Source organism: Oscillibacter ruminantium GH1 (assembly GCF_000307265.1).
Taxonomy (GTDB): domain Bacteria; phylum Bacillota; class Clostridia; order Oscillospirales; family Oscillospiraceae; genus Oscillibacter; species Oscillibacter ruminantium.
Genome location: NZ_DF158897.1, coordinates 561,587 through 578,852 on the forward strand (window position 1 = coordinate 561,587; position 17,266 = coordinate 578,852).

A 17,266-nucleotide genomic window follows, 5' to 3' on the forward strand; every position below is an offset into this window, starting at 1 on the left:
GTGGGGTGCGCAGCGGGTTCGGCGCGGAAAAGGGAGGAGGCGGTTTCGATCAATACTCCACCACGCCCTCGTAGACCAGCTTTGCGTCGCCGGTAAGGCTCATCTCGTCGTCGGTGTAGTTGACGGTCAAATCGCCGCCTGCGGTTTTCACCGTGATGTCCCGGCCCTTTTCACAAAGACCGCCCGCCACGGCGGCCGCAACTGCCGCGCAGGCGCCGGAGCCGCAGGCCATCGTCTCGCCGCTGCCCCGCTCCCAGACGCGCATTTTTATGGTATTCTCATTCACCACCCGAATGAACTCGGTGTTGACGCGTTCTGAAAAAATTTCCGCGCGCTCAAATTGAGGACCAATTACCGGAACATTTATGCCTTCCACCCACGGACAAAAGACCACACAGTGGGGATTTCCCATGCCTACGCAAGTAATGTGCCAAAAGTTTTCACCGATTTCCACAGAATAATCCACAATTTTTGATTTTTCCAATGTAGTGGGGAAATCTGCCGCGTCCAGCGAAGCCTGTCCCATGGAGACGCAGGCGGAGGTGACCTGTCCGCTCATGATATAGAGCTGGACGGTTTTCACGCCGCTGCCCGTTTCAATTTCCAGCGTCTCCTTCTTTACAATACCCTTGTCGTAAAGATATTTGCCCATGCACCGCAGGGCGTTGCCCGCCATCTGGCCCTCGGAGCCGTCGGCGTTGAACATCCGCATTTTCGCGTCCGCAATTTCCGACTGCTCCATCAGCACGATGCCGTCCGCGCCAATGCCGGTGTGCCGGTCGCAGAGGGTGATGCAAAGAGACTCCGGACAGGTGATGGACTTGTCAAAATTCTCCAAGAAGATGTAGTCGTTGCCGCAGGTTTCCAGCTTGGCAAAGGGCAGCTTGCGCCGCTGTGTCCGCAGGTGGCAAATGTCCACCAGTTCGGTGTTTTGCTGGGTGTAACGGCTGGCGAGGATATCCGTCAGCGCGTCGGCGGTGTCCAGACTGGTCAGGCAGGGAATCCCCAGCTGGACGCAGCGGTGGTTCAGATGAATGAAATCCCGGATGTAGGCCGGTTCCGTGGAGCCGGTAAGGATGACGAAATCAATCTTCCCATCCTCCAGCAGCTGGAAGACCCGGTTGTCCTGCCCCAGCTTTCCCACGACTTCCACGTCGGTTCCCAGCTGAGAAATCTCGTGGGCGGTGCGCTCTGTGCCGTACAGTTTGTAGCCCATGTCCACCAGCTTGCGGGCGATGTGGACGACCTCCGGCTGGTCGCGGCGGTTCACGGAGATCAAAATGCCGCCCCGTTGTTCCTTTTCCACCTTGTAGCCTGCGGAAACCAGACCTTTGAACAGTGCCTCCTGCAAATTCTTGCCCAGGCCCAGCACCTCTCCAGTGGACTTCATCTCCGGGGACAGCGACGCGTTGGCGTCCGTAATTTTTTCAAAGGAGAATACCGGAACCTTCACGGCCACATAGGGCGGCGTTTTGTAAAGCCCTGTGCCGAAGCCCAGCGATTTCAAGGGCTGCCCCACCATGACGCGGGTCGCCAGATCCACCATGGGCACGCCGGTGACCTTGGAGATATAGGGCACGGTGCGGCTGGCCCGGGGATTCACCTCGATGACGTACAGCTCTCCCTGATAAATGAGGTACTGGATGTTGATAAGGCCGTGGGTTTTCAGGCTCAAAGCCAGTTTTTCCGAGCAGTCCACAATGGTTTTCAGCATTTTGTCCCCAATGTTGAAGTGGGGATACACGGCGATGGAGTCCCCGGAGTGAACGCCTGTGCGCTCAATGTGCTGCATGACGCCGGGAATCAGCACATCCACGCCGTCGGAGATCACGTCCACCTCCAGCTCCCGGCCCTGTAAATACTGATCCACCAGCACCGGATTTTCTATTTTTCCGGCGAGGATCACGTCCATATACCGGCGTACCTCGTCGTCGTTGTGGGCGATCACCATGTTCTGCCCGCCGATCACGTAGCTGGGGCGCAGCAGAACGGGGTAACCCAGTTCCTTTGTGGCGGCGAGGGCCTCATCCAGCCCCAGCACGCCCCGGCCCTGCGGACGCTTGATGGAAAACCGCTCCAGCAGCTCGTCGAACCGCTCCCGATCCTCCGCCATGTCGATGGACTCGGCGCTGGTTCCCAGAATTTTGATGCCGTGGCCGTCCAAAAACTTGGTCAGCTTGATGGCGGTCTGCCCGCCAAAAGCCACCACCACGCCCACGGGCTGTTCCACGTCGATGATGTGCATCACATCCTCGGGGCACAGCGGCTCAAAGTACAGCCGGTCGGCAGTATCGTAGTCGGTGGAGACGGTTTCGGGATTGTTGTTGACAATCACCACCTCGTAGCCAAGACTTTTCAGCGTCCACACACAGTGGACGGAGGAGTAATCGAATTCAATGCCCTGCCCGATGCGGATGGGGCCGGAGCCGAGCACCATAATGACGGGCTTGCCGCTGCGGGGAAAGGCGCGGGATTCGCACACCTTGTCGAAGCTGGAGTAAAAATAGGGGGTTTCCGCGTCAAATTCCGCCGCGCAGGTGTCCACCATTTTATAGACGGCGGCCTTCGCCCCAACCGGCAGATTGTCCGCGCGGGACAGGCGGCGGAGCGCCTCGTCGGTGTAGCCGAATTTCTTTCCGGCTTCGTAAAGTTCCTCCGTCAGACCCTCGGCTTCCAAGCGGCCCTCAAACGCCGCGAGATTGCGCAGCTTGCAAAGGAACCAGTTGTCGATTTTCGTAATGGCGTGGATTTCCTCCACGGTCACGCCGGACTTCAACGCCTCGAACACGGTGAACAGACGGTGGTCGTCCACCCGGGTGAGCCGTTCCCGGATGGAAGCGGTATCCTCCTCGTCCTTCTTGCGGTTCAAGGTGTCCATCCCAATCTCCGCGCCACGGACAGCCTTCATAATTGCCATTTCAAAGCCGGGTCCCATGGCCATGACCTCGCCGGTGGCCTTCATCTGGGTTCCCAGCTTGCGGGAGGCGTCCGTAAATTTGTCAAAGGGCCACTTGGGCATTTTCGCCACAATGTAGTCCAACGCCGGTTCAAAGCAGGCGCAGGTCTTGCCAGTGATGTCGTTTTTGATTTCGTCCAGCGTGTAACCCAGCGCGATTTTCGTGGTAATCTTGGCAATGGGATACCCGGTGGCCTTGCTGGCCAGAGCGGAAGAGCGGGACACTCGGGGGTTCACTTCAATCACGGCGTATTCAAAATTGTCGGGATTCAGGGCAAGCTGGCAGTTGCAGCCGCCCACGATGCCAAGAGAGGAGATGATGTCCAAGCTGGCGGTGCGCAGCAGCTGATATTCCTTGTCGGAGAGGGTCTGGGTAGGAGCGACCACGATGGAGTCCCCGGTGTGAACGCCCACGGGGTCAAAGTTTTCCATGGAGCATACCGCGATCACATTGCCAACCGCGTCCCGCATTGTTTCAAACTCAATTTCCTTCCAGCCGAAAATGGCCCGTTCCACCAGAATCTGACGGATAGGGGACGCGTCCAGTCCGGTAGCGGCGATAATTTTCAGTTCCTCGGAATCCTTTGCCGCGCCGCCGCCCGCGCCGCCCAGCGTGAATGCGGGGCGAACGATGACGGGATAGCTGATTTTTTCCGCCACCGCCAGCGCTTCGGATACGGTGGTGGCAATGTCGGAGGGAATGCAGGGCTGACCGATGGCCTCCATGGCCTCTTTAAACATCTCCCGATCCTCGGCCCGGGAGATGGCCTCCGCATCCGTTCCTAAAAGGCGCACGCCCTCGGTTTCCAGAAAACCCTCCTTGCCCAGCTGCATGGCGATGGTCAAGCCCGTCTGCCCGCCAAGAGAAGCCAAAACGCTGTCGGGACGCTCTTTTTTAATGATGCGCTTCACCGTTTCGGTGGTCAGGGGTTCCAAATAGATTTCATCCGCCATGGCCTGATCGGTCATGATGGTAGCGGGGTTGGAGTTGCACAGTACCACCTCCACGCCTGCCTCTTTCAGAATGCGGCAGGCCTGCGCCCCGGCATAGTCAAATTCGGCGGCCTGACCAATGACGATGGGGCCGGAGCCGATGACAAGAACCTTCTTAATACTCGTATCCAATGGCATTACCGGTTACCTCCCATCAAAGTTACAAAGCGGTCAAACAGAAATCCTGTGTCCTTCGGCCCGGTACAGGCCTCGGGGTGAAACTGGACGGTGAAGGCGTTCAGCTCCGGATAGTCAATGCCCTCACAGGTTGCGTCGTTGGCGTTGGCAAAGCTGATTTTCCCTACCTTCACGGAGCCGGAATCCACAGCGTAGCCATGATTTTGGCTGGTGATAAAGGTGCGGGGGCCGTTTTGCTCCCGAACGGGCTGGTTCACGCCCCGGTGGCCGTATTTCAGCTTATAGGTGCTGCCGCCCATGGCCAGAGCCGTCAGCTGATGGCCAAGACAGATGCCGAACATGGGCGCTTTTCCAATGATTTTTTTAATCTGTTCAATCTGGAAGACGGCCTCCGCCGGGTCGCCGGGGCCGTTGGAGAGCATGATGCCGTCCGGCTTTGCCGCGAGAATTTCTTCCGCTGTGGCGGAGGCAGGCAGCATGGTGACTTCGCATCCCCGCTTTTGCAGCTCACGGGTGATGTTGCTCTTTGCGCCGTAATCCAGAAGAGAGACGGCGTATTTTTTCTCGCCCACCGCCGGATGGACGGAGGGCGCGGCGCAGGTGGCGGAATTCACCGCGTCGGTGACGGCGTATTGCTTTACCACGGTCAGGTCTTGGGGAATGCTGTCGCAGATGACGGCGTTCATCACGCCATGCTCCCGGATGATTCTCGTCAGTTCCCGGGTGTCCACGCCGCAGATACCCGGCACGTCCTCCTGCTTTAAAAATGCGTCCAAATCCATCTCACAGCGGAAGTTGGACGGCGCATCGCACCACTCCCGGACGACATAGCCCCGGACGGAGCATTTCCCCTCAAAATCCTCGGGGATCACGCCGTAATTTCCCATCAGGGGGTAGGTTTGTAAAACGATCTGTCCAAAGTAGCTGGGGTCTGTCAACGTCTCAATGTAGCCGCACATGCCGGTGGTAAATACCAGTTCCCCCACGGTGTCTCTCTCTGCGCCGAACCGGACCCCCTCGAAAACCTGTCCGTCCTGTAAAACCAGATACGCCTTTTTCATGTCTTTAGACCATTCCTTTCGCTTTACGCCACACTTTGCCAGCCTAATCTTTATTAACTCATTATTATCTGCTTTTCACCAGCTGCCGTCAATATTTTCCTTTAAAATATTCATAAATTTGTATATAGACTTTTTTAAAAATAGGTATTACTTTTTGTGAAATTTGATAAAAGCAATCCCATGACATACAAGGATGCCTTTCACATTGCAGTCTGCTCCTAAATATTTGCTTACATTGCAGAATGGAATTTTATACATAATTTATGGAAAAAATTTAGTCTGAATTCCCGGGGATATTGCCGCCGCAGCGCGTCCGTTACTGCCGGATGAAGTATCCGGCAGCAGATTTTTTATAGCAAAGCAATAAAAAACGCCATGCGCCGCTCTGCGGCGCGGCTAGAATCGCAAGCATGGCCCCAGAGGGGCCATATGCCGTGAAAAATAGCGTGAAACGCTATTTTTTATAATCGCTCTCATTCAATCCGGACCTTTTTTAGATCAGCGACAGCTGCGTAGCGGACTCGTATAAACGAAAAGCCGGAGTGGGAATAATCACCTTGTCTCCAAAAGTAAAATGGAAAACGGGAAAATAAAGCAGGTCTACTGAGTTCCTTCGGCGCAATGGTTAAAATTCGGAATTCCATTTTTCAAAAAACCGTGGTACAATTACTTAGATTTCGCGCAAAATGAAACTCGCCCCATGAAATGGGGCGAAGAAAGGGGTCGGAATGGCGGCACTGAAGGAAAAGGAAAATACCGCTGTGGAGTCCCGTATTCGTGCCGCGGCGGAGCGCGGCTCTTTGGCCCATGCGCTGCTGTTCACCGGCCCGGGCGACCGCATTGCCGCTGCCCGATTTGCCGCCGCCGCCATGGAATGCACAGCGGAGCGCGGAAAGCCCTGTGGTGTGTGCGCCGCGTGCCGCAAGGTTCTGGAAAACATTCACCCCGATGTGATGACTGTTCAGGACCCGGAGCACAAGAATATCGCGGTGGACGTGGTGCGCGCCGTCCGGTCGGACGCCTATATCCGCCCCAACGAGGGATTGCGGAAGGTCTATATTTTTGAAAATTGCGCACTTTTAACGGAGCAGGACCAGAATGTGCTTTTAAAGATCGTGGAAGAGGGGCCGCCCTACGCGGCGTTTCTCTTCTGCGCGGAAAACTCCGCGGCGGTGCTGCAAACGCTGCGTTCCCGGTGCGTGGAGCTGAAGCTGCGCCCCGCCGAACAGGGCGGGGATGCGGACGAACAGCTCGCGTCGGCAGAGGCTCTGTGCCGCGCGGTGGGAGAGAAAAAGCGCGGCGCGGTCACAGAACTTTTGGTGGAGCTGGAACGCAAGAAGACGGATCGGGAGACCCTCCAGACGCTTTTGGAGCAGGCCCACGGTATCTTCACAGAGGCGCTTTTGACCATTTACGGGCAGGGAACACCGGGAAACACCGAAAAAACCGCGCGATTCCTTGCAAAAAACTTGACAAAGCAGCAAATCATGCACACAATAGAATTGTTACAGACATATTGCCGGGAATGCGCATATAACGTGGGGGTAAACCATGTTCTGGGCGCTCTGGCTGTGGAATTGGAGGGTATCCTTTGACCGAAGTAATCAGCGTCCGCTTTCGTGGCGGCTGCAAAAACTACTATTTTGACCCCGGAGATCTGGAGATCAAGATGGGGGACCAAGTGATCGTGGAGACTGCGCAAGGCCCCGAGTTTGCCACCTGTACGGAGGGCAACCACGAGGTGGAGGATTCCGCCATTGTCCGCCCCCTGAGCAATGTGGTCCGCATGGCCACGGAAAATGACAAGCGCACCGTGGAGTACAACCGCAAGCGGGAGAGCGAGGCCTTTGACGTCTGCGAGAAGAAGATTGCCGACCACGGGCTGGAGATGAAGCTGGTGAACGTCTCCTGCAGCTTTGAAGGCACCAAGATCATTTTCTATTTCACCGCCGACGGGCGGGTGGATTTCCGTGAGCTGGTTCGAGACTTGGCGGGCGTGTTCCGCGCCCGGATCGAGCTGCGCCAGATCGGTGTGCGGGACGAGGCAAAAATGATCGGCGGCCTTGGCATCTGCGGACGGCCCTTTTGCTGCTCCCAGTTTTTGGACGGATTTTTGCCCGTGTCCATCAAAATGGCCAAGACCCAGAACCTTAGCCTGAACCCCACAAAGATTTCCGGCACCTGCGGGCGGCTGATGTGCTGCCTGAAATATGAGCAAAATGCCTATGAGGACGCGACAAAGCGGATGCCGAAAAGCGAGTCCTTCGTCCAGACACCGGACGGTCCCGGCAACGTGAGAAGCGTCAACCTCCTGCGGGAGACGGTGAAAGTGAGTCTGGACTCCGCACCGGAGCCTCAGAAGGTGTACCGCAATTGCGAGATCCGCATCCTGCGCAACGGCAAGGGCAGCCGGGAGGGGATTGAGATTCCCCGGGAGCGGCCCGAGCGCTATGTAGAGGAACGGGAAGAAGAGGAAGAATTGCAGTTTATGTCCTCTGAGCCGCTGATGTCCATTGGAAAGTTGGATGAACTGCCCAGTCGGGAGCGCATTGCCCCGCCGGAGGATGGAGAGCGCCGAGGATCTTCCCGCCGCCGTCACCGGGGCGGCCGAGGCGGCGGGCGGAGCGGAAGTGGGCAGGGCGAGAAAAAACCGGAGGGCACGGCCCCTGTGGCCAAGCCCGGCCAGACGCCCCGCGCCGGAAAGCCCAAGCCTTCCGCCAAGCCTCAATCCAAACCCCAGCTCCCCAAAGGTGATAAGCCCGCCGTGGAAAAGCCCCGGCAGGAAAAGAACGAGGGTGGGCAGCCTTCCCGCAGGCCCCATCACCGGGGTGGCCGCCGCAGAGGCGGCGGCGGTGGAAACGCCGGAAGCGGCGGAACGCCTGCGGAATAAATCTCTTTCCGCGCATACGGATGGAAAAAAAGCAGGTTCCCCGCTGTTGGTTTTGCGAAAGTACCCTTTGGTGATGTCCGGGGGAAATGAAAACACGCGGCGATTGGTGAAAGTCAAAAACAGGGAGAGGGAGTTTCCCTCTCCCTGTTTTTTGCTGAGAACAGAGACATAAATTTATGCCCCTAACCGGGGATATTGGTTTACTCATTTATAAAAGGAGAGCTTTATGGGAAAATTTGACGGCGTACTGCTGGCCAGTGATTTTGACAACACCCTGATCTATACGGAGGATGCTTTGCGGACGGGAAAGCCCATTCCGCCGCTGTCAGCGGGGAACCGGGCGGCGCTGGAGTTTTTTATGGAACAGGGTGGTTATTTCACCGTGGCCACCGGGCGTGCTCTCCCTGCCTTTGAAAAGCTTGCAGACATGATTCCCACGAACGCGCCCTGCGTCATCTGCAACGGCGCGGCGATTTACGACTTTGCCAAAGGCGAGTATCTGGAGACGGCGCTGTTGTCAGAAAAGAGCCGGGAGCGGGGACAGCAGGTGCTGGATGCGTTTTCGCAGGTGGGCGTGGAGGCGTATCACGTGGAAAACGTGATCCACGCGGTGCAGATCAACGACAGCATCCGCGCCCACGAGCATCTCACCGGCGTTGGAGTAGAGGAAAAAGCCAGCCTGCTGGACGTACCCCTGCCTCTTGGAAAGCTGCTGTTTGAAGCGGAGCGGGAGGATCTTGAGCAGGTGGAGCAGTTCATCCGCAACTGCGGTTGGGCGAAGGATTACGAGCTGATTTACTCCGGAAAAACCCTGTTGGAGTTGACCGCCAAAGGCGCCAGCAAGGGCGGGATGCTCCGCAAGCTGGCCCAGCGCCTTGGCGTCGCGCCGGAGAATACTTACGCGGTGGGCGACGAGGGAAACGACCTGTCTATGCTGGAGATGTCCGCCGTGGGCTTTGCCCCGGCCAACTGCGCGCTTTCTGTACGGCAGAGCGGAGTGCAGATCGTCTGCGACGCCCACGGCGACGCGTTGGCGGAGGTAATCGCCGCGCTGGAGAAACGGTATTCTTAAAAAAGAAAGCGCGGCTCCCTGCTTGCTATGGGGGGCCGCGTTCTTTTTGGATGATGACACCGGCGGTAAGACTGCGCAAAAAAATTTTTTAAATTCCATAAAACTACTTGACAAATCCCAGAATTGTGTTATTGTATTACTTGCTTAAGACAACGGCACAACGTAGGAGGTGCACAACATGAAATGGCAGTTTTCAAACGACGCCCCCATCTACTCTCAGCTAATTGAGCAGGTCACGGTGGGCATCGTATCCGGTGCGTTCCCGCCGGGAGAGCGGCTTCCGTCGGTGCGGGATCTGGCTGTGGAGGCCGGAGTGAATCCCAACACCATGCAGCGGGCGCTGACGGAGCTGGAGCGGGACGGCCTGGTATATAGCCAGCGAACCGCGGGCAGATTTGTGACGGAGGACAGAGACATGATTGGAGCGGCGAAGCAGAATCTGGCGGAGAGTCAGATTCGGAATTTCCTGACGGCAATGGTTCGTCTGGGCTATGACAAGGAAGAGATCGTGGCGCTGGTGCGTCAGGAAAATGTGGGGGAGGAACTGAGAAATGGCGATTTTGGAATGTAAGGAGCTGGTGAAAAGCTACGGAAAAGCTGCGGCTCTGGACGGTGTGAATCTGACGGTGGAGTCGGGGCATATCGTGGGACTGCTGGGTCCCAACGGCAGCGGCAAGACCACGCTCATCAAGCTGGCAAACGGCTTGCTGACGCCAACTTCGGGCGAGATTTTGGTGGATGGGAAAAAACCCGGAAAGGAAACCCACAGCGTGGTGTCTTATCTCCCGGAGCGCACCTGCGTTCCTCTGTGGATGAGTACCCGAAAGCTGTTGGATTTTTATCAGGACTTTTACGCCGATTTTCGTCGGGAACGGGCGGAGGAGATGCTTCAGCATCTCAACATCCGCATGGATCAGACCATCAAGCAGATGAGCAAAGGAACGCGGGAAAAGGTGCAGCTCATCATGGTGATGAGCCGGGCGGCGAAACTATACCTGCTGGATGAACCGATTGGCGGCGTGGACCCGGCCACCCGGGATTACATCCTGAACACCATCATCAACAACTATGACCCCGAGGCTGCCGTCATCATCTCCACCCACCTGATCGCGGATGTGGAGCAGGTGCTGGACGAGATCATTTTCATCAATCAGGGACAGATTGTGCTGCAATCCTCCGTGGATCAGATTCGGGAGGAAAAGGGTATGAGTGTGGACGCATTGTTCCGGGAGGTATTCAAATGTTGAGAAAGTTATTAAAGCACGAATTCCGTGCCACGGCGCGGGTAATGGGTCCGCTGTTTCTCGTAATTCTGGTGCTGGCGCTGGGCGCCAACCTGTCCATCCGGTTTATGCTGGATGCGGATTCGTTTATCCCCAATTTGCTGGGGGGGCTTCTGATGATGGCCTTTGTCATCGGTATGACCGGACTAATCATCATGTCCATCGTGCTGATGGTAAACCGGTTCCGCACCAACCTGATGGGAGACGAGGGCTATGTGATGTTTACCCTGCCCGCCTCCAGCCACCAGCTCGTTTGGTCGAAAATTATCGTCTCCACCGTTTGGTTCATTGCCACGGGAATTGTGGAGTGTGCGGCGCTGTTAATTTGCGCGGCTGATTTGGATTTGATTCAGGAGATTTTCAGCTCCGACTTTTTCTTCCGGGTTTCTCAGGTGATACAGGAATTGGTTCAGGAGTACGGTTTGAATCTGCCGGTCATGGCGCTGGAGCTGATTGTGCTGTGCTTGGTGGGCTGCGCGGTGCTGTGTCTGGAATTTTATGCAGCCATGGCGGTGGGACATAGTTTTGCCAACCATAAGATGGCGCTGAGCGTAGTGTTCTTCTTCGGATTCCAATTTGTAATGCAGTTGGCGGGCGGTCTGATTTTAAATAGCAACGGGCTGTGGGAGTCCTTCTACTATTTGGATGGAATGGAGTCTTTCCACCAGATGATGGGCATTTCCATCGTCATTTCTCTGGTGACCGGTGTGATTTACTATTTTATTACCTCCACCATGCTGAAAAAACGGCTGAATCTGCAATAAGTAGCGCAAAATTAAAAGCGGAGCGGGAATTTTCCCGCTCCGCTGTCCCGGCTCATATAGGAAAGGAGCTTCCATGGCGATTTTAGAGACAATGGCAGGACGGGCGCTGCTGACTTTTTTGATGGCGATGGCGCCGGTGGTGGAACTGCGGGGCGCCATCCCCTATGGCGTGGCGGCTGGGTTGCCGCTGTGGACGGCCTATTGGCTGGCGGTGGTGGGTAATCTGCTGCCGGTGCCGGTAATCATGCTGCTGGTGCGGCAGGTTTTTGCGTGGCTGCGCCGGGGTGCATGGTGGGGGCCGAAAATTGCGGCACTGGAGCGCCGCGCCCATTTAAAGGGCCGCATTGTCACGAAATATCGCCTGCCCGGCCTTATTCTGCTGGTGGCAATTCCCCTGCCGGGGACCGGTGCTTGGACTGGTGCGCTGGTGGCGACACTGCTGGATATCCGAATGAAGGCCGCCCTGCCCGCCATCACGGTGGGCGTTTTAATCGCGGGAGTGCTGACGAGCTTGATTACCGGCGGCGTGGTGCATCTTTTTTCCTGAGAAACGGGAGCGGCGGCGAGGCATTTGCCTCGCCGCCGCTCTTTTTTTTCGCAGTTCTCTTTTTTTACAGAACCCGCCGTCCATCGCTCCAGACCGCGCGGACCGCGCCATCCTGTCGGCGGGTGATAAAGCGGCTCAGCCGCTCTTCCGGTGTGGAGAGCGGGGGCAGCGCTCCGTCATCCAGCACCAGTGCGTGCAGTGGTTCGCCAATGGCAAAGCCCGGCTTTGCGCCAAAAAATGCCGCTCCGGCGGAGGTTCCCAGATACCAGCCCTCGGCGCTGGTGAGAAAATCGGTTTTCCAGTCGTCCAGAATCCGCCGGGCCTTGGAGGCGCGGATGGTGGAGGCGACCACATCGAACATGGACAGAGTATCTCCACCCGCCACGTCGCTGCCCAGCGCCACCTTGACCCCCTCGTTTAACAGCGCCCGCACCGGAGACACGCCGGAACAGAGGTTCAGATTGGAGTCCGCACAGTGGACGGCGGTGACGCCCGCCTTGCGCATAGCGGCGCGCTCCCGCTCGTCGGACCAGACGCAGTGGGCCATGGCGGTCTGCTCCGTCCAAAGGCCGTATTTGGCATAGGTTTCCCAATATTGGGCGCAGTTCGGGTGAAGCTGACGAACCAGTTCCAGTTCCGCTGTGTTCTCGGACAGATGGGACTGGACGGGAAGACCGCGCTCCACTGCCAGTTTTCCCAGAAACGCCATCAGCTCGTCGGAACAGGAGGGGGTAAACCGGGGCGTCAAAACGGGTTTGATATGAGGGAAATCCTGACATTCCTCCAGCCAGCGGAGCGTTTCCTGCATGGATTCTTCTGTCGTCTCCTGCAAGTTTTTCCCGCCGTTTCGGTCCATGTTCACCTTGCCCACAAACCCGGTCAGCCCGGCCTTTTCCAGTTCTTCCATTAAAATCAGCGTGGCTTTGCGGTGCAGGGAGGAGAACATGCAAACGCGGGTGGTGCCGTTTCGGATCAGCTCTGATGCCAGCTTGCAATACATTTCCCGGGCATAGCCCTCGTCGGCAAAACGGGCCTCCGTTGGAAAGGCGTAGGCGTTCAGCCAGTCCAGCAACGGCAAATCCAGCCCCGTGCCCAGCATGGGATACTGGGGCGCATGGAGATGAAGATCGGTAAAAGACTGGGTGATCAGGCGGTTTCCAAAATCCTCCACCAAAACCCCGGCGTACCGCTGGGGGAGCACGTCAAGCACTTCAGAAACCACGCCGTCCTCCAACACAAGGTATCCGGGGGCATGGATTTCCAATTCTCCCAGGGAAGGAGCGGAGACGAGAACGCCCTTTAAGATCGTAGTCACAAAATCGCTTCCTTTCAAAAAAGTACGGTACAAAAAAGAGCGCCCGCCTGCGTCACTGCGCTGCGGACACCCATAGCAGGACCTTTCGGCGGCCCCGTAGAAACTTTCGCACCGTTTCCAGCGAAATTATATGAGTCTTTTATTTACCTGATTTTCAGAATAGCATAGTTCCCATTGGATTGCAAGCCCCTCACCCCTGTCAACCGTCCTGCTTATACTGACGTATGGGCGGTGTTCCGTCCAGAGCGGAAAGGCGCGGGCAGGGCATTGCCCGCATACCGCACTTTATTGGGTGTCCCGCGGGCAGAGCCGACCTTTCCCCGGCAAACCCGCGAAGACGCCGTGAAAGGTATGATTCGGATGATACAGGCACTTTTGTGGGCGGCGGCCGGCACGGGATTTACCTTTACCATGACCATGCTGGGGGCCGCCACGGTGTTTTTCTTTCGGGGAACACCGCAGGAACGGGTTCAGCGGGTTCTGCTTGGGTTTGCCGCCGGCGTGATGACGGCGGCGTCGGTTTGGAGCTTGCTGCTGCCCGCCATTGAACAGGCGTCGGCATGGGCGATTCCGGGCTGGGTTCCGGCGGCGGGGGGAATGCTGCTGGGCGTGGTATTTCTGGCGGCTTTGGACGCGCTGCTTCCAAAACTCCGCCGGGAGCGGGAGATTGCCGACGCGGGCTGGAAACAAACCACGCTGTTGGTGACGGCCATCACATTACATAACGTCCCGGAAGGAATGGCGGTGGGCCTTGCATTTGCCCTTGCAGCACACGGAGAGAGCGCGGCGGGAGCGGCGGCGCTGGCCATCGGCATCGGGATTCAGAACTTTCCTGAGGGAGCGGCCATTGCCCTGCCCTTGCGCCAACAGGGGTGGACGCGGCTGAGAGCCTTTGTGGGCGGCACACTGTCCGGCATCGTAGAGCCGATCTTCGGCGTTTTGGTGGTGCTGGTGGCAGCGGGTGTTCGGCCCTTGATGCCGTGGCTGCTGAGTTTTGCCGCCGGAGCCATGCTGTATGTGGTGGTGGAGGAGCTGGTTCCGCAGGCCCACAGCCGGGCCGGAACCTGTGGATTTGTGGTGGGCTTTCTCATCATGATGGTGCTGGATGTGGCGCTGGGTTGATGGCGGGATTTCAACACACTGAGCAAATACAAAAACCCAGCGGGAAAAGCCCGCCGGGGTTCTTGTTATGAGTGAGCCGGTTCCAGCGGAAGACCCGCCAGATACCGCCGCACGATGTCCAGCGCTGTGTTGGCCGACACATTGCGAATGCGGTCCCGCCGCCGCTGGCCCAGATCCAGTCTCCGGCAAAAGGTGCCGTCGGGGGTGTGAAGCCCCAGATACACAAGGCCAACGGGATTGCCCCGCTCGTCGCTGTCCGGCCCCGCCACACCGGTGACGGACACGCCGATCTCCGCGCCCGTGACGCGGCAGACCCCCTCCGCCATGGCCCGGGCCGTTGGCTCGGACACCGCGCCGTATTCCGCTAAAATCGCCTGCGGCACACCCAAAACGTCCGCCTTAACACTGGTCCAATAGGACACGACACCGCCCCGGTATACGGCGGACACCCCCGGCAATGCGGTGAGCCGCTGGGCGATGGTTCCGCCGGTGCAGGATTCCGCCGTGGCGAGGCTCAGTCCCTTTTCCAGCAAAAGCTGCTTGCAGACTTCTTCCAGCGAGGAAACGTCCACGCCGTAGGCCACGTCGCCCAGCGCCGCCTTTACATCCGCCACAACCGGTTCCAGCATGGCTTGCGCCATCTCAGACGAATCGGCCTTTGCCGTGGCGCGCAGACGCACCTCAGCGGGTTTGGCGTAGGTGGCAAGCGTTGGATTTTCCATATGGGTCATTTTATCGTGAAGCAGCTGATCCACAGAGGACTCTCCCATCCCAAAGACCATAATATCGTGAGAGACGATAACCTCCTTAGAAAGCGCCCGGAGATACGGCTCCACGTGGCGGCGGAGCATCGTCTCGCACTCAAAGGGCGGGCCGGGCAGCATCAGCACATGAATGCCCTCTGCTTCAAAGGCGCAGCCCGGCGCGGTACCGACGGGGTTATCGAATACGGTGCAGCCCTGAGGCAGTTCCGCCTGCTGCAAATTGTTCTTCGGCATGGGAACGTGAAGCGCGGATTCATAAAACGCGCGAATGTCCTCGGCAATATCCGAATGCAGCACCAGCTTTTGACCAAAGACTTCGCAGATGGTCTGCTTGGTCAGGTCGTCATAGGTCGGCCCCAGACCGCCGATGGTGAGAAGGATGTCCGCCCGCCTCCGGGCGGTTTCCAGAGCCTCCCGAAGCCGCAGGGGATTGTCTCCCACCACCGTGTGCCAAAAGACGTTGACCCCAAGGCCCGACAGGCTTTGGGACAGCATTTGTGCGTTGGTGTTGGCAATGTTGCCGAGGAGCAGTTCCGTCCCCACGGCGATGATTTCAGCGGTGTGCGCCATTGTTTGGCCTCCTGTCGCCAACACCAATCGGCGGCGAGTGCCGCCGCAAATACGCGTGTCAGCGAAGTATTTCCGCAGGGCGGATTCACTCCGCCCGAGGATGCTGAAAAGAAGAGGGCTCCCGCCCGGCTCAAAGGCCGGGTGGGACGTTGGCGATGTTGCCGAGGAGCAGTTCCGTCCCCACGGCGATGATTTCAGCGGTGTGCGCCATTGAAAAGCCCCTCTTTACTTTGATTTGGAATTCCGGCGCTGGTTCTGTCGGCGGGCAAAGAGCGTCGTGCCGCCCGCCAGAACGCTCAGCCCCGACGCGGCGAGATAGAGAACCTCAAAGCGGTTCAGCGCCGCTATAATCAGCCATCCCGCCGCTGCCACAAACCAGAACACAGCGGCTCCCAGCTGCACGGTGGATTTTTTCACGGCTTCACCCGAATCCGTTCCCGGCCCGCCATGGCCTCGTTCATCAGAGCCTCCACGTCCAGTACGGCCTCCGCCGCCCGCACGTCCTCCAGCTTGGGCCGGGTGCAGGGGTGGCGGGGCGTAAAGACGGTGCAGCAGTCCTCATAGGGGAGAATGGATGTTTCAAAACAGCCGATTTCCCGGGAAATGCGGATGATCTCTACCTTGTCCATGCCAATCAGGGGCCGCAGAACCGGAAGGCTCGTCACGTCCTCCGTCACGTTCAGGGCGGGCAGCGTCTGGCTGGCTACCTGACCCAGCGATTCGCCGGTGACCAGCGCGCCTGCGTGGACGTTCTTTGCCACGTTCTGGGCAAGACGCATCATAAACCGGCGCATAATGAGGGTGAAATACTCCTCCGGACAGTTTTTTCGGATTTCCTCCTGAATTTTGGTAAAGGGAATGACGTGAACGGTGGTCCGTCCGCACCACACCGTCAGCAATTTTGCCAGCTCCAGCACTTTGTCCAGCGCCTGCTGGGAGGTATAGGGAGGGGAGACAAAGTGGACCATCTCCAGCTGAACGCCCCGCCGGGCCATCATCCAAGAGGATACTGGAGAATCAATGCCGCCGGACAGCAGACTTACCGCCGTGCCACCCATGCCGATGGGCAGACCGCCCGCGCCGGGGGCTGCGGGTGCGTGAACGTAGGCGGCCTTTTCGCGAATCTCCACGTAGACCGTCAAATCCGGCTTGTGGACGTCCACACCCACGTCGGGAAACCGCTCGCCCAAAAGACCGCCCACGGCCTGAGAAATCTGAATGGAGTTCAGGTGGAACAGCTTGTCCGCCCGCTTAGACTCCACCTTAAAGGTCTTTGCGGCCGCAAATTCGTCTTTCAGGTATACCGCCGCCGTCTCGGCAATGGCGTCCACGTCTTTTTCACAGGGTACCGCCCGAGCCACGGACACTACGCCGAATACCTGACGGCAGGCGGTCAGCGCCCCGGACATGTCGCACTCCGCGTTCTGCGGCTCCACATAAATAGTACTCTGGCGGAGATACACGTTGAAGCTGCCGCAGTGCTTGACCCGGCGGCAGACGTTGCTGACCAGCTTGTCCTCAAAGACCCGGCGGTTCAGACCTTTCAAAACCACCTCACCCAATTTTAGCAGAAAAATTTCTTGGCGTTCGTTTGCCATATCATAAAAACCTCCGGTTGAATTTTGCGGCTCCGCCGCAGGACAAATGCTTTTTCTGATGCAGAAAAAATAGCGGCAGTATTCCGTGGGAAGAGCCAAACTCCGTACAAAAGCATTGCAGATTCTTTTGCCTCCATTCGGTTACACGTTGCGTGTCGCCTGCGGCGGCAAAAGATACTGGGCGGCGGGATTT

The 17,266-nt window shown here is 57.8% G+C and carries 14 protein-coding genes and 1 riboswitch; of the genes, 8 read left to right on the forward strand and 6 right to left on the reverse strand.

Translation table 11 applies throughout. The annotated features are described in order from the left end of the window. Positions 1 to 49 precede the first annotated feature (49 nt). Both carB and ON16_RS07160 read right to left on the reverse strand, forming a co-directional pair. Complete coding sequence (gene carB, locus ON16_RS07155; protein ID WP_081579615.1) at positions 50 to 4,087, reverse strand: carbamoyl-phosphate synthase large subunit; 4,038 nt, start codon at positions 4,085 to 4,087, stop codon at positions 50 to 52. Continuing rightward, the gene (locus ON16_RS07160; RefSeq protein ID WP_040660694.1) at positions 4,087 to 5,148 is read right to left on the reverse strand and encodes a carbamoyl phosphate synthase small subunit; all 1,062 of its coding nucleotides are present in this window, start codon (positions 5,146 to 5,148) and stop codon (positions 4,087 to 4,089) included. The genes carB and ON16_RS07160 overlap by 1 nt, the downstream gene beginning before the upstream one ends. A gap of 728 nt (positions 5,149 to 5,876) precedes the next feature. On the opposite strand from ON16_RS07160, the gene ON16_RS07165 reads away from it, so the two are divergent. From ON16_RS07165 to ON16_RS07200, 7 genes are all read left to right on the forward strand, one after another. Next, on the forward strand, positions 5,877 to 6,743 hold the full coding sequence (locus tag ON16_RS07165; RefSeq protein ID WP_040660696.1) for a DNA polymerase III delta subunit-related protein: 867 nt from the start codon (positions 5,877 to 5,879) through the stop codon (positions 6,741 to 6,743). After that, on the forward strand, positions 6,740 to 8,038 hold the full coding sequence (locus ON16_RS07170; protein WP_040660699.1) for a PSP1 domain-containing protein: 1,299 nt from the start codon (positions 6,740 to 6,742) through the stop codon (positions 8,036 to 8,038). Before ON16_RS07165 ends, ON16_RS07170 begins: the two co-directional genes overlap by 4 nt. 226 nt (positions 8,039 to 8,264) lie before the next feature. Further along, positions 8,265 to 9,110 carry an HAD-IIB family hydrolase gene (locus ON16_RS07180; RefSeq protein ID WP_040660704.1) on the forward strand — a complete coding sequence of 282 codons (846 nt, stop codon included), beginning with the start codon at positions 8,265 to 8,267 and terminating at the stop codon, positions 9,108 to 9,110. 178 nt (positions 9,111 to 9,288) lie between these two features. Further along, positions 9,289 to 9,681: a GntR family transcriptional regulator gene (locus ON16_RS07185; RefSeq protein WP_040660706.1), complete on the forward strand. Its 393-nt coding sequence runs from the start codon at positions 9,289 to 9,291 to the stop codon at positions 9,679 to 9,681. After that, positions 9,662 to 10,357 (forward strand): ABC transporter ATP-binding protein, encoded by a 696-nt coding sequence (locus ON16_RS07190; RefSeq protein ID WP_040660708.1) that lies wholly within the window; start codon positions 9,662 to 9,664, stop codon positions 10,355 to 10,357. Before ON16_RS07185 ends, ON16_RS07190 begins: the two co-directional genes overlap by 20 nt. Beyond that, on the forward strand, positions 10,351 to 11,157 hold the full coding sequence (locus tag ON16_RS07195) for a hypothetical protein (RefSeq protein ID WP_040660710.1): 807 nt from the start codon (positions 10,351 to 10,353) through the stop codon (positions 11,155 to 11,157). The genes ON16_RS07190 and ON16_RS07195 overlap by 7 nt, the downstream gene beginning before the upstream one ends. A 73-nt stretch (positions 11,158 to 11,230) precedes the next feature. Beyond that, positions 11,231 to 11,704, forward strand: coding sequence for a COG2426 family protein (locus ON16_RS07200; RefSeq protein ID WP_040660712.1), 474 nt, complete (start codon positions 11,231 to 11,233; stop codon positions 11,702 to 11,704). A 64-nt stretch (positions 11,705 to 11,768) separates the two neighbouring features. On the opposite strand, the gene ON16_RS07205 is transcribed toward ON16_RS07200, so the two are convergent. Continuing rightward, the gene (locus ON16_RS07205; protein WP_051131619.1) at positions 11,769 to 13,019 is read right to left on the reverse strand and encodes an amidohydrolase family protein; all 1,251 of its coding nucleotides are present in this window, start codon (positions 13,017 to 13,019) and stop codon (positions 11,769 to 11,771) included. A 53-nt stretch (positions 13,020 to 13,072) separates the two neighbouring features. Further along, a riboswitch (purine riboswitch) is annotated at positions 13,073 to 13,173 on the reverse strand. Positions 13,174 to 13,379: 206 nt separating this feature from the next. Here ON16_RS07205 and ON16_RS07210 point away from each other — a divergent pair. Then, positions 13,380 to 14,141: a ZIP family metal transporter gene (locus ON16_RS07210; protein WP_193372952.1), complete on the forward strand. Its 762-nt coding sequence runs from the start codon at positions 13,380 to 13,382 to the stop codon at positions 14,139 to 14,141. A 65-nt stretch (positions 14,142 to 14,206) separates the two neighbouring features. Here the strand turns inward: ON16_RS07210 and ON16_RS07215 are convergent, their stop codons facing one another. From ON16_RS07215 to thiI, 3 genes are all read right to left on the reverse strand, one after another. Beyond that, a complete protein-coding gene (locus ON16_RS07215) occupies positions 14,207 to 15,475 on the reverse strand; it encodes a competence/damage-inducible protein A (RefSeq protein WP_040660714.1) in 1,269 nt (422 codons plus the stop codon). Between the two features lie 225 nt (positions 15,476 to 15,700). Next, complete coding sequence (locus ON16_RS07220) at positions 15,701 to 15,892, reverse strand: hypothetical protein (RefSeq protein WP_040660716.1); 192 nt, start codon at positions 15,890 to 15,892, stop codon at positions 15,701 to 15,703. Continuing rightward, positions 15,889 to 17,073: a tRNA uracil 4-sulfurtransferase ThiI gene (gene thiI, locus ON16_RS07225; protein WP_040661045.1), complete on the reverse strand. Its 1,185-nt coding sequence runs from the start codon at positions 17,071 to 17,073 to the stop codon at positions 15,889 to 15,891. The genes ON16_RS07220 and thiI overlap by 4 nt, the downstream gene beginning before the upstream one ends. Positions 17,074 to 17,266: the final 193 nt, after the last annotated feature.